The 12,528-nt window shown below is 70.1% G+C and carries 14 protein-coding genes; 9 read left to right on the top strand and 5 right to left on the bottom strand.

The features are described from left to right. Window positions 1-164: 164 nt before the first annotated feature. Both feoB and H8N03_RS23160 read right to left on the bottom strand, forming a co-directional pair. A complete protein-coding gene (feoB, locus tag H8N03_RS23165; RefSeq protein ID WP_187078591.1) occupies window positions 165-2,048 on the bottom strand; it encodes a ferrous iron transporter B in 1,884 nt (627 codons plus the stop codon). Further along, window positions 2,045-2,356, bottom strand: coding sequence for a FeoA family protein (locus H8N03_RS23160; RefSeq protein WP_187078590.1), 312 nt, complete (start codon window positions 2,354-2,356; stop codon window positions 2,045-2,047). Before H8N03_RS23160 ends, feoB begins: the two co-directional genes overlap by 4 nt. A gap of 156 nt (window positions 2,357-2,512) precedes the next feature. Between H8N03_RS23160 and H8N03_RS23155 the strand changes: the two genes are divergently transcribed. The 8 genes from H8N03_RS23155 (at window position 2,513) to hemP (ending at window position 8,965) form a co-directional block, all read left to right on the top strand. Further along, on the top strand, window positions 2,513-4,705 hold the full coding sequence (locus tag H8N03_RS23155) for a TonB-dependent receptor (RefSeq protein WP_255428353.1): 2,193 nt from the start codon (window positions 2,513-2,515) through the stop codon (window positions 4,703-4,705). A gap of 6 nt (window positions 4,706-4,711) precedes the next feature. Next, entirely contained in the window at window positions 4,712-5,401 is a 690-nt protein-coding gene (locus H8N03_RS23150; RefSeq protein ID WP_187078589.1) for a Fe2+-dependent dioxygenase, read from the top strand. Beyond that, complete coding sequence (locus H8N03_RS23145) at window positions 5,398-6,489, top strand: alpha-hydroxy acid oxidase (RefSeq protein ID WP_187078588.1); 1,092 nt, start codon at window positions 5,398-5,400, stop codon at window positions 6,487-6,489. Before H8N03_RS23150 ends, H8N03_RS23145 begins: the two co-directional genes overlap by 4 nt. A gap of 125 nt (window positions 6,490-6,614) precedes the next feature. Further along, entirely contained in the window at window positions 6,615-6,887 is a 273-nt protein-coding gene (locus H8N03_RS23140; protein ID WP_187078608.1) for a (2Fe-2S)-binding protein, read from the top strand. Between the two features lie 52 nt (window positions 6,888-6,939). After that, complete coding sequence (locus tag H8N03_RS23135) at window positions 6,940-7,635, top strand: energy transducer TonB (protein WP_187078587.1); 696 nt, start codon at window positions 6,940-6,942, stop codon at window positions 7,633-7,635. A gap of 9 nt (window positions 7,636-7,644) precedes the next feature. Beyond that, window positions 7,645-8,358, top strand: a complete 714-nt coding sequence (locus H8N03_RS23130) for a MotA/TolQ/ExbB proton channel family protein (protein WP_187078586.1) — start codon at window positions 7,645-7,647, stop codon at window positions 8,356-8,358. Window positions 8,359-8,360: 2 nt separating this feature from the next. Further along, window positions 8,361-8,774 (top strand): ExbD/TolR family protein, encoded by a 414-nt coding sequence (locus tag H8N03_RS23125; protein ID WP_187078585.1) that lies wholly within the window; start codon window positions 8,361-8,363, stop codon window positions 8,772-8,774. Beyond that, on the top strand, window positions 8,774-8,965 hold the full coding sequence (gene hemP, locus H8N03_RS26705; RefSeq protein ID WP_187078584.1) for a hemin uptake protein HemP: 192 nt from the start codon (window positions 8,774-8,776) through the stop codon (window positions 8,963-8,965). Before H8N03_RS23125 ends, hemP begins: the two co-directional genes overlap by 1 nt. A gap of 1 nt (window position 8,966) precedes the next feature. On the opposite strand, the gene H8N03_RS23115 is transcribed toward hemP, so the two are convergent. After that, the gene (locus H8N03_RS23115; RefSeq protein WP_187078583.1) at window positions 8,967-9,371 is read right to left on the bottom strand and encodes a GlcG/HbpS family heme-binding protein; all 405 of its coding nucleotides are present in this window, start codon (window positions 9,369-9,371) and stop codon (window positions 8,967-8,969) included. Window positions 9,372-9,506: 135 nt separating this feature from the next. Here H8N03_RS23115 and H8N03_RS23110 point away from each other — a divergent pair, with 135 nt between their 5' ends. Then, on the top strand, window positions 9,507-10,202 hold the full coding sequence (locus tag H8N03_RS23110) for a Bax inhibitor-1/YccA family protein (protein WP_187078582.1): 696 nt from the start codon (window positions 9,507-9,509) through the stop codon (window positions 10,200-10,202). Window positions 10,203-10,244: 42 nt separating this feature from the next. Here the strand turns inward: H8N03_RS23110 and rlmD are convergent, their stop codons facing one another. Both rlmD and H8N03_RS23100 read right to left on the bottom strand, forming a co-directional pair. Next, window positions 10,245-11,648, bottom strand: a complete 1,404-nt coding sequence (gene rlmD, locus H8N03_RS23105) for a 23S rRNA (uracil(1939)-C(5))-methyltransferase RlmD (RefSeq protein ID WP_187078581.1) — start codon at window positions 11,646-11,648, stop codon at window positions 10,245-10,247. 81 nt (window positions 11,649-11,729) lie between these two features. Continuing rightward, on the bottom strand, window positions 11,730-12,527 hold the full coding sequence (locus H8N03_RS23100; protein WP_187078580.1) for a 3'-5' exonuclease: 798 nt from the start codon (window positions 12,525-12,527) through the stop codon (window positions 11,730-11,732). Window position 12,528 lies beyond the last annotated feature (1 nt).

Genomic DNA, 12,528 nt, shown 5'->3' with positions numbered 1-12,528 from the left:
GTTTCCCACCGCGGCGGCCGGTTCGTCGCAAGCGCCGCCCGCCGCCCTGGAAAACCCTGCGCCACTGCTGATCTAAGGCTGGAGAATCAACCGTTTACCAGTCCGCGGAGAGGGTCAAGTTCACCCGGACCGTAGGCTGGGTTGCGCGCAGCGCACCCCAGCGATCAACCCCAGCCGAGCGCAAGCGCAGCGCGATAGGTGACGAACGACGCCAGGTACGCCAGCGCGAACAGGTACCCCGCCATCACCAGCGCCCACTTCCATCCGCCCGTCTCCCGCTTCACCGTCGCGAGCGTGGCCATGCACTGCGGCGCGAACACGTACCACGCCAGCAGCGACAGCGCGGTCGCGAGGCTCCAGCTCTGCGCGATGATGGGCGTCAGCGCCTGGGCCGTGTCGTCACCGGTCGCTGAAAGCGCATAGACCGTTCCCAGCGCACTCACCGCCACTTCCCGCGCCGCGAGGCCCGGCACCAGCGCGATGCTGATCTGCCAGTTGAAGCCGATCGGGGCGAGCAGCAGTGACAGGCCGTGCCCCAGCATGCCGGCGATGCTGTACTCGATGGCCGGCCGCGTCGCACCCGCGGGCGGCGCCGGGAAGCTCGCGAGGAACCACAGCGCGATGGTCAGCACCAGGATGATGGTGCCCACGCGCTTCATGAAGATCGCCGCGCGCTGCCACAGCCCCAGCGCCACGCTGCGCAGGTGCGGCCAGTGGTAGGTGGGCAGCTCCATCATCAGCGGGCGCACGAGCCCCCGCGCCGTGGTCCGCTTCAGCACCCACGCGACGAGCAGCGAACCGAGGATGCCCGCCAGGTACAGGGCGAACAGCACCAGCCCTTGCAGCTCCATTCCCGCCACCTGGCGGTGCGGGATGAACGCGCCGATCAGCAGCGCATACACCGGCAGGCGCGCCGAGCAGGTCATCATCGGCGCGATCATGATCGTGACGAGGCGGTCGCGCGGGTTGGCGATCGTGCGCGTGGCCATGATGCCGGGGATCGCGCAGGCGAAGCTGGAAAGCAGCGGGATGAACGAGCGCCCCGACAGCCCCACGCCGCCCATGATGCGATCGAGCAGGAAGGCCGCGCGGGGCAGGTAGCCCGACTCCTCCAGCACGAGGATGAAGAAGAACAGGATCAGCACCTGCGGCAGGAAGACGATCACGCCGCCCGCGCCGGCGATCAGGCCGTCGGTGATGAAGCTGCGCAGGTAGCCCGCGGGCAGCTGCGCCCCGACCCGGTTTCCCGCCCACGAAGTGGCGCCCTCGATCCAGGCCATGGGCGCTTCCGCCCAGGCGAACACGGCCTGGAAGACGAGGAACAGCAGCACGGCAAGCAGCACCGGCCCCACCACGGGATGCAGCACCACCCGGTCGATGCGGTCGCTCGCGAGGTGCGGCGCCACCACGTCGAGCCCGAGCCGCTCCAGGATCTGCCGAACGCGCTCGTGGTCCGGCAGTTCGTCGCCGGGCGGCTGCGGCACGGGCATGCGCGTGGTCGTGGGTTGCCAGATCTCGGGGCGTTCCAGCAGCGCGCGCAACGCGGCGTCGCCCTCGCCTTGCACGGCCACGGTGCTCACGACCGGCACGCCCAGCTCGCTCGCGAGCGCATCGGGATCGAGGCGGATGCCACGGTCGGCGGCGAGGTCGGCCATGTTGAGGGCCACCACGCACGGCAGGCCCATGCGCTTCACGCCCAGCACCAGGCGGAGGCTGCGGCGCAGGTTGGTGGCGTCGACCACGCACACGACGAGGTCCGGGCGCTTCTCGCCGCGCGCCGTGCCGTTCAGCACCTCGCAGGTGATGCGCTCGTCCGGCGAGCGCGGATGCAGGCTGTAGGTGCCCGGCAGGTCCAGCACGCGCACGGTCTTGCCCGAAGGCAGGGCAAGACGGCCTTCCTTGCGTTCGATCGTGACGCCGGCGTAGTTGGCGACCTTCTGGTTGCTGCCGGTGAGCCGGTTGAAGAGCGCGGTCTTGCCCGCATTGGGATTGCCCACCAGCGCAGCCAGGCGGCCGGCGGGGTGCAGGTGGACGACGGCTTCGGTCATGCCGTGCGCGCGGCCACCCCTTCGACCTGGACGCAGGCCGCCTCGGCGCCACGCAAGGCGAACGTGGACTGGCCGACGCGCACCACCAGCGGGTCGCCGCCGGGAATGCCGCGCGTCATCACCATGACCTGCTCGCCCGGGTAGAAGCCGATCTCTTCCAGCTGCCGCGCGCGCTCGGGCACGCGCGCATCGGGCAGCACCCGACGCACGACGAGCGGCTCGCCCAGCGGCGCGCGGTCGAGGCAGGACGGCGCCGCGGCCGGGGCGGCCGGCGGCAGTTCGGGCGTGGAGAAGGTGTCGCGTCGCATCGTCGGACCCGGAGTTTTCCGCGGATTGTATTGCAAATGCGAGAGATTCGCATTTAGAATCGCCCGCTTTGCAACCGGCCAGCCAGACCGCGCGCCAGCGCCAGCCAGCCTTCGAACAACAACGTCCGCCCCTCGCGCGGACACGCTGGAGGCCTCATGGCACAAGAAACTCGACCGGAACCCGCCCTGCTCCCGCTGGGCGCCCTCATGCTCGCCGCCTCGGCCGGCGCTTTCGCGCAAACCGCTCCGCAGGGCAGCACGCGCGCCCTGCCCACCGTCACCGTGGTGGACCAGGCCGATGCCCCGCAGACCAAGAACGACCTGCGCGTGCGCCGCACGCAGATCGGCAAGGGCAACCAGGACCTCAAGGACATCCCGCAGTCCGTGACCGTCCAGACGGAGCGGCTGATCGACGACCGCAACCTCGACGACTTCCGCGAGGTGCTCAAGAGCACCGCGGGCATCACCTTCCAGGCCGGCGAGACCGGCGAGGAGGACGTGCGCCTGCGCGGCTTCTCGCTGCAGCAGGCCGGCGACATCTACCGCGACGGGCTGCGCGATGCGCCGCTGTACGAGCGCGACACCTTCAACGACGACCGCGTGGAGGTGCTCAAGGGTTCGGCGTCCATGCTGTTCGGCAAGGGCTCCACGGGCGGTGTCGTCAACCAGGTGAGCAAGCAGCCTTTCCTGATGACGCAGCACGAGGTGGACTACACCATCGGCACCGGCAGGTTCAACCGCCTCACCGGCGACTTCAACATCCAGACCGGCGAGAGCGCGGCCATGCGCCTGAACGTGATGGCGCACGACAACGACAACCACGGGGCCAGCCAGCAGAAGTTCGGCATCGCGCCGACGTACCGCTGGGGCATCGGCACGCGCGACGAGTTCTCGGTCGGCCTCGTGCACCTCGACATCCAGGGCGTGCCGCTCTACAACCACCCCTGGTTCCTGAGCGAAGGAGCGCGCGGCACGATCGTCCCCAAGCTGGACGCGAAGAACTACTACGGGCTGGCGAACGACCATCTCGACACGAAGGCGGACTTCGCCACCTTCACGCACACGCACCGCTTCGACAACGAGGGGCAGCTGCGGACGACGCTGCGCCACGGCAAGTACGAGCGCGACCTGCTCGCGAGCGCGATCTCCTTCGCGCCCGGCACGACGCAGGCGAACTTCGGCGACGCCACCGTGCTGCGCCGCACGCCCAAGGCCCGCGTGGGCGAGACCACGCTGACGCAGTTGAACAGCGACTATTCCGGCAGCTTCGACTGGGCGGGCAAGCGCCACGACCTGATCGCGGGCGTCGACCTGTACCGGGACGAGTCGAAGCGCAACAACAGCGCCACCGCGGGTCTCGCCGCGGCACCGACCACGCTGGTGGGCACGCCCAACGACGGCGCCGTGCGCCCGGACACGCGCGGGCCGATCCCGTTCACCACCTACGACGCGCAGGACATCGGCCTCTACGCGCAGGACACGGTCACGATCGCGCCCGCGATCAAGCTGGTGGGCGGCCTGCGCTTCGACCACTTCACCGCTTCCTACCGCAGCACGACCGGCGTGGAGACGAGCGCGCGCACCGAGAACCTGTGGTCGCCGCGCGTGGGCGTGCTGTACCAGCCGAGTGCGCTCGAGAGCTACTACGCGTCCTTCGGCACCTCGTACAACACCTCGGCGGACACCTACCAGTTCACGCCCCAGCCGCCTGCGAATGCGCGCGCCGCCAACACGCCGGCGGAGAAGAGCCGCAACCTCGAGATCGGCGGCAAGTGGGAGCTGTTCGAGCGCCGCGCCCTGCTGGGCGTCGCCGCCTTCTACAGCGAGAAGTACAACGAGCGCAACACGGACCCGGACACCGCCGCGTCGCAGGAGCTGCTCTCGGGCAAGCGGCACGCCGCCGGCATGGAGTTCAACCTCGCCGGCCGCATCGACGCGAAGTGGGACGTCTTCTTCAACCACACCTGGATCCCGGTGGCGAAGATCGACGAGAGCAACGTGACGCTGAATCCCGCCGGCACCGGCGCGCAGGTGAAGGGCGACCGCCCCGGCCTGACGCCGAAGCACAGCGGCAGCTTGTGGACCACGTACCGCGTACTGCCCAAGCTGCGCCTGGGCTTCGGCCTCAACTGGCGCGGCGAGCAGAACCCCGAAGGCGCGCGGCACGTGACGGCGGACAGCTTCGTGACCGCCGACGCGATGGCGGAGTACACGTTCAACGAGACCTGGTCGGCCAAGCTGAACGTGACGAACCTCGCCGACAAGCTGTACGCTGACGGCCTGTACCGCGGCTTCTACGTGCCGGGCGCGCCCCGCCGCGTGGAGCTCACGGTGAAGACGATGTTCTGAGGGCCCATGCTGCTGCACCTGAAAGCCATCCTGCGCCCCGACGAGGTCGCCACCGCGCGATCCCTCCTCGGCGAAGGCGCCCCGTGGCTGGACGGCCGCAGCAGCGCCGGCGCGCAGGCGCTCGCGCAGAAGAACAACGAGCAGCTCGCGCAGGACAGCCCGCAGGCGGCGCAACTGCGCGCGCTGGTGCTGGCCGCCCTGCACCGCGACCCGCTGTTCTTCTCCGCGGCGCTGCCGCGCCGCATCTTCAATCCCCTCTTCAACCGCTACCGCGGCGGCAGCAACCACTACGGCGCGCACGTGGACAACGCGATCCTGCACTCGCGCGATCCAGCGCAATGGGTGCGCACGGACCTGTCCTGCACGCTCTTCCTCGCCGACCCCGGGGACTACGACGGCGGCGAGCTCGTGATCCGCGAACCGCAGGGCGAGCGGCGCGTGAAGCTGCCCGCCGGCGACCTGGTGCTCTACCCGGGCACCACGCTGCACGAGGTCACGCCCGTGACGCGCGGCGCGCGCATCGCCAGCTTCTTCTGGATCGAGAGCATGGTGCGCAGCCTCGAACAGCGGCAGCTGCTGTTCGAGATGGACATGGCCTTGCTCAAGCTGCGCGCGCGCGGCGGCGAGGACGACCCCGCGCTGGTGCAGCTCACCGGCACGTACCACAACCTCCTGCGCATGTGGGCCGACACGTGAACGGCCGGCCCGCCCTGCAGCCCCTGCCCGAGGACGTCCACACCGCCGCGGACTACGCGGCGCATGCGCAGAGAACGCTGGACCCGATGGCGTGGGCGTATTTCGACGCGACCGCCGGCGACGGCAGCGCGTCGCGCGCCAACCGGGCAGCCTGGGACGCGCTGAAGCTGCTGCCGCGCATGCTGCAGTCGCTGCCGGGCCTGCACACGGAGTGCCAGCTGCTCGGGCGGAGCTGGCCCACGCCGCTGCTCGTCGCGCCGATGGCGCTGCAGCGGCTCGCGCATCCCGACGGCGAACTGGCCATGGCGCTGGCCGCCGCGGCCCAGGGCGCAGGCATGGTCCTGAGCTGCGAGGCGAGCCTGCCGCTGGAGACCGTCGCGCGCGCGATGCTGGGCGACGCGGCACGGGGCCCCTTGTGGCTGCAGCTCTATCCCATGCACGACCGCGGCGTCACGCTCGACCTCGTCCGCCGCGCCGAGGCCGCCGGCTACGAAGCGCTCGTGCTCACCGTCGACGCGGGCGTGCGTGCACAACGCGACGCCGAGCGGCGAGCCGGGTTCCGGCTGCCGGTGGGAATTTCCGCGGTCAACCTGCCGCCCCCGGGCAGCGCGGTGCCCATGGGCCTGGCCGAGCGGCTCGCGCGGGCGCCGACCTGGGACGACGTGGCCTGGCTGCAGCAGCAGACGCGCCTGCCCGTGCTGCTCAAGGGCATCCTGCACCCGCTCGATGCGCGCGAGGCCCTGCGGCTGCAGGTGGCCGGGCTGATCGTGTCCAACCACGGCGGACGCACGCTGGCGGCGGCCGCGGCGACGGCGCAGGCGCTCCCCGCGATCGCGGACACGGTCGGCGGCGCGATTCCGCTGCTGGTGGACGGGGGCATCCGCGAAGGTGCCGACGTGCTGCGGGCCCTCGCCCTCGGCGCCGACGCGGTGCTGGTCGGCCGCACCGTCCTGTGGGCGCTGGCAGCCGCCGGGGCGGCCGGTGCCGCGCACGCGCTGCGCCTGCTGCGCGACGAACTCGCCCTCACCATGGCGCAATGCGGCATCGCCACGCCGCAGGCCGCGCAGGCAAGCCTGCTCGCCCGCTGAGCCTGCGGCAGCGGATCGGCGTCCGGAAAGAGCGATACCCGACAAGCGCTGCGGATATTGCAAATGCGAAGGATTCGCATTTATACTTCGCGCACTTCTTCAACAGCCAGCCAAGCCGTACTGCCATGATCGTCTGTGTTTGCCGCCGCATCTCCGATCGCGAGATCGCCCGCCACGCGCGCGCCGGCATGAGCTTCGACGACATCCAGTTCGAACTCGGTGTGGCCACCCAGTGCGGCAACTGCGAAAGCTGCGCCCGCGACGTGGTGGCCCAGTGCAATGCCGTGCATCCCGTCGCCGCCGTCGAGGGCGAGGCACGCAGCCACACCGTCCAGCTCGCCGCACGCATCTCGGAGAGCGCGGCATGGCCTTCTTCCCCGTCCTTGTCGGCAGCCTGATCCTCGTCCTCGCGGCTGCGCACTGGGCCTTGCGCGACCACAACGACAACGAATGAGCGACCTGCCGCTTCCCGCCGCGCCGTCCGCGTTCTCCCGCCGCAACCTCGCGATCGCCGGCGGCGTCGTCTTCTTCCACGTGGCCGCCCTCTGGGCGCTGCAGAGCGGGCTCGTGCGACGCGCCGTCGAGGTCTTCGTGCCCGTGATGGTCACGAGCGAGATCATCACCCCGCCCGCTCCCAAGGTGGAAGCGCCGCCGAAGCCGCCGGAGCCGGCGCCCGCGCCCAGGCCGGTCGTCCAGCGCAAGCCGATCGCCCCGCCGCCGGCCCCCAAGCTCACCGCGGCGCCGGACCCGGTGCCGGCCCCGAACGCGCCCACGGCAACCACCGAGCCCCAGCCCGCGCCGCCGCCGGTCAGCGCGCCCGTGGCGGCCGCTCCCGCGCCGGTGGCGCCTGCGCCCCCGCCGAAGGTCGAGCTCCCTTCGAGCAGCGCCGACTACCTGCAGAACCCCAAGCCCGCCTATCCGCCCGCCAGCAAGCGGCTCGGCGAACAGGGCAAGGTCGTCGTCCGCGTGCTGATCGGCGTCGACGGCACCGCCCAGGACGCGCAGCTCAAGACGTCGAGCGGCTACGAGCGGCTGGACCAGGCAGCCCTGGAAACGGTGCGCAAGTGGCGCTACGTTCCGGGCAAGCGCGGCGGCGTGGCCGAAGCCATGTGGTTCGACGTCCCCATTCATTTCGTGCTGGAGTAGACAGGAAACATGAACGCAGACTTCGGGCTTGCCCACCTCTGGGAACAAGGCGACATCGTCACCAAGGCCGTCGCCGTGATCCTGCTGGCGATGTCGCTGGCCTCGTGGATGGTGATCATCATCAAGGCGCTGGACCTGCGCCGCTTCCTGCGCCAGTCGCGCAGCATCGAGAGCTTCTGGCATGCCGCCGATTTCGCCGACGGCCTCAACAAGCTCGGGACGGACCCGTCCAATCCCTTCCGCGCCCTGGCGCTCGAAGGCCGCGAAGCCGCCGCGCACCACAATGCGCAGCCGCAATTGCACGACTCGCTGGGCGCCAGCGAATGGCTCACGCGCGCCATGCGCAACTCCATCGACGAGACCACCGCCCGCATGCAGGGCGGCCTGGCGGTGCTGGCCTCCGTGGGCTCCACGGCGCCCTTCGTCGGCCTGTTCGGCACGGTCTGGGGCATCTACCACGCGCTGCTGGCCATCGGCACCGCCGGCCAGGCGACGATCGACCGCGTCGCGGGCCCCGTGGGCGAAGCGCTGATCATGACGGCCCTCGGCCTCGCGGTCGCCATCCCCGCCGTCCTCGGCTACAACGCGCTGGTGCGCGGCAACAAGGGCGTGCTGTTCAAGCTGAACCGCTTCGCGCACGACCTGCACGCGTACTTCGTCACCGGTGCCCGCGTCTCGGCCAACGGCGCGACGAAAGTCGTCTCCATGAAGAAGGGTGCCTGACCATGGCCTTCGGCACCCAGGACGACACCGACGACGTCATGAACGAGATCAACATGACGCCACTCGTGGACGTCATGCTGGTGCTCCTCATCATCTTCATGATCACCGTGCCGGTGATGAAGCACTCGGTCGAGGTGGACCTGCCGCGCGCCAGCAGCCAGCCGCAGGACGTGAAGCCGCAGACCGTGCGCCTTTCCGTCGACGCGCAGGGCCAGTACTGGTGGAACGAGGCGCAGGTGCGCGACGAGGACCTGCCGCGCCTGCTGCGCGCCGAGGCCGCCCGCGACCCGCAGCCGGAACTCCACATCCGCGGCGACAAGAGCGTGCGCTACGAGCGCGTGGCGCAGGCCATGGCGGCGGCGCAGCAGGCCGGGCTGCGGCGCATCGGCTTCGTCACCGAGCCGAAGGCGCCGTGATGGAGCGCAGCAGCGCCACGCCCCCCAGCGTGCCTACCGAGCGGCCCACGACGCCGGGGCCGCAGGCGCGGCATGCGCCCCTGCCCAGCGAGCAGCTGCTGCAGGGACGGCGCATGGTGGAGATCGTGCACAACGGCGAGGTCTACCGCCTGCAGGCCACGCGCCTGGGCAAGCTGATCCTCACCAAATAGCTCAGAGACCCAGGGCGGCGATGCCGGCACGCGCGATCTGCGCGTCCTCGGTGGACTTCACGCCGCTCACGCCCACGGCGCCGATGCACACGCCGTCCTTCATGATCGGCACGCCGCCTTCGAGCAGGCCTTCGGCCGGCGCACTCAGGAAGGACGTGCGGCCCCCGTTGATGATTTCTTCGTAGACGCGGCTCTCGCGGCGGCCGAGGGCGGCCGTCTGCGCCTTGGCCGGCGCGATCTTGGCGGAGATGGGCGGCGCGCCGTCGAGGCGCTGCAGCCACAGGAGGTGCCCGCCGTCGTCGGCGATCGCAATGGTCACCGCCCACTTGTTGGCGGTGGCCTCGGCCTCCGCGGCGGCGGCGATGGCCTTGATATCGACGAGTTCGAGGGCAGATCTGGTTTTCATGGTGGGGAATGCCGGGAAGCAACAGGAAAGCCGGGAGCATAGCCGCTCGTCCGGCCGCTTCTTGCCGGGCTCGACGGGAACCCCCCTAGAATGCGCGCATCTAACGGCCGTCCAGCCTTGTTGAGGAGAGCAGCGATGAACGACCCGATCCAGACCGTCCCGTCCTACGGCTACGGCACCGCCACCGCGCTGGAACAGCGCAACAAGGTGATGCGCAACACCTACTGGCTGCTGGCCCTGAGCCTGCTGCCCACGGTGCTCGGTGCCTGGGTGGGCATCGCCACCGGCATCACCCGCTCGCTCTCGGGCGGGCTGGGCCTGATCGTCTTCCTGGCCGGCGCCTTCGGCTTCATGTTCGCCATCCAGAAGACCAAGGACTCCGCCGCCGGCGTCGGCGTGCTGCTGGCGTTCACCTTCTTCATGGGCCTGATGCTCTCGCGCCTGCTGGCGATGGTCCTCGGCATGAAGAACGGCACCGGCATCGTGATGACCGCCTTCGGCGGCACCGCGGGGGTGTTCTTCGTGATGGCGACGCTCTCCACGGTGATCAAGCGCGACCTCTCCGGCATGGGCAAGTGGCTGTTCGCCGGCGCCCTGGTCATCATGGTCGGCGCGATCATCAACGTGTTCGTCGGCTCCACGGTCGGCGTGCTGGTGATCAGCACCCTGGCGATCGGCATCTTCAGCCTGTACCTGCTGTACGACCTGAAGCAGATCGTCGACGGCGGCGAGACCAACTACATCAGCGCCACGCTGGCGCTGTACCTGGACCTGTTCAACATCTTCCAGAGCCTGCTGATCCTCCTGGGCATCACGTCCGGCGACGACTGAGCGCCAACGCGCACGGAAAGAAGGGGCCTGCGGGCCCCTTTTTCATTCCTTGTCGAAGACCGCGATCGACTCGACGTGCGCCGTGTGCGGGAACATGTTGACCACGCCCGCGGCACGGCAGGTGTAGCCCGCCTGGTGCACCAGCAGGCCCGCGTCGCGCGCCAGGGTGGCCGGGTTGCAGCTCACGTAGACGATGCGCCGCGGCGGCGCCCAGCCGCCTTCGCGCAGGGCGTGGTCCTGGTGCAGGTCCGCCAGCGCCTTGGAGAGCGCGAACGCGCCTTCCCGCGGCGGATCGACCAGCCAGCGGTCGGCCGCGCCGTCGGCCACCAGTTGCTGCGGCGTCATCTCGAAGAGGTTGCGGGCGACGAACTCCGTGGGCGCGAGCGGCGTGCCGCGGCCCTGATGGTTGCGCGCGTAGTTCTCGCGCGAACGCGCCACCAGCGCCTCGCTGCCTTCGATGCCCAGCACGGTGCCGGCCCGCGTCGCGAGCGGCAGGGTGAAGTTGCCGAGGCCGCAGAACCAGTCGATCACCCGCTCGCCCCGCCGCACGTCCAGCATGCGCACGGCACGCTCGACCAGCACGCGGTTGATGTGCGGGTTGACCTGCGTGAAGTCCGTGGGCTTGAACGGCATCGTGATGCCGAATTCGGGCAGCGTGTACGACAGGTCGGGCCCGCCCGCATCCAGCAGGCGCACGGTGTCCGGGCCCTTGGGCTGCAGCCACCATTGCACGCCGGCAGCCGCATGCTCCACCGCGAAGGCGCGCAGCTTCGCCAGGTCGCCTTCGGAGAGCGGCTCCAGGTGGCGCAGCACCAGCGCCGTGACGCCCTCGCCCACCGCCAGCTCGATCTGCGGGCAGGTCTCGATGGCGTCCATGGACCCGATCAGGGCCCGCAGCGGCAGCAGCAGGTCGCTCACGTGCTTCGGCACCACGTGGCACTCGCGGATGTCGGCCACGTAGCGGCTCTTGCGCTCGTGGAATCCCACCAGCACCGTCTCCTTCTTGCGCACGTGGCGCACGCTGAAGCGGGCGCGCCAGCGGTAGCCCCAGGCGGGGCCCTCCAGGGCCGGCAGGATGGTGTCGGGCCTGACCTTGCCGAGATGCCAGAGGTTGTCTTCCAGCACGCGCTGCTTGATCGCGACCTGCGCGCCCACGTGCAGGTGCTGCATCTTGCAGCCGCCGCAGGCGCCTTCGTGCAGGCCGAAATGCGGGCAGCGCGGGCGCACGCGCTGCGCCGACTCGCGGTGCACCTGCTTCAGGGACGCCTGCTCCCAGCTGTTCTTCTTCCGGTGGACGTTGACGTCCACCCATTCGCCGGGCAGCGCGCCGTCGACGAACACCACCTTGCCGTCCGGGCGCCGGGCCACGCCCTGCGCCTCGATGTCCAGCGATTCGATCTGCAGCCAGCCCAGGGGGTGCGGGGCCGGCGACTCCTTGTCACTCATGGCCCGATTGTCTCAGGCCGGGATGGGTGCGGCGCCGGTTCGTGGGCTGGGTTGCGCGAAGCGCACCCCGGCGATGGGGCCTCACTTCCACGCCGCGAGGTACTCCTGCCAGTGCGGCTCGTCCGGCGCGAGCTTGCCGAGGCTTTCCTTCACGAAGGCGATCTCCTGGTCGTACTCCGCTTCCGTGAAGCCGCACCGCATCTTCTGGAAGCGGCAGTACAGCAGGTAGGTGTTCATCACGTCCGTCTCGCAGTAGCGGCGGATCTCCTCCAGCTTGCCTTCCTGGTAAGCCGTGAACACTTGCGAGCCGTCCATGCCCAGCTTGCCCGGGAAGCCGCACAGCTTGGCCATCGCGTCCAGCGGCGCGTTGGCCCGCGGCTGGTACATGGCCAGCAGGTCCATCAGGTCCAGGTGCCGCATGTGGTAGCGGCTGATGTAGTTGTTCCACTTGAACTCGCGGTCGTCCGGGGAACCGCCCTCGCCCATGCACCAGTAGCGGTCGGCGGTGACGCCGTGGCGCAGGCCGCGGTAATGCAGCACCGGCAGGTCGAAGCCGCCGCCGTTCCAGCTCACGAGCTGCGGCGTGTGCTTGTCCAGCGTGTTGAAGAAGTTCTGGACGATGCGCCCTTCGCTCGCGTTGTCGCGGTCCACGAAGGAATGCACGCGCAGGCCCTCGGCATTGCGGAACACGCAGCTGATCACCAGCACCCGCTGCAGGTGGTGCGGCATGAAGTCGCTCTGGTTGTTGTCCTTGCGCTCCTGCACCCAGGCGGCGTAGAGCTGCTGGTCGCTCACCTCGGGGCCCACGTCGCGCAGCACGCGCAGGCCCGCGATGTCGGGAATGGATTCGATGTCGAAGACTAAGACGGGCCAGGCCATC

It is taken from the genome of Ramlibacter cellulosilyticus (assembly GCF_014297465.1).
In the GTDB taxonomy this organism is placed as follows: domain Bacteria; phylum Pseudomonadota; class Gammaproteobacteria; order Burkholderiales; family Burkholderiaceae_C; genus Ramlibacter; species Ramlibacter cellulosilyticus.
This window is presented reverse-complemented; position numbering and strand designations above follow the sequence as displayed.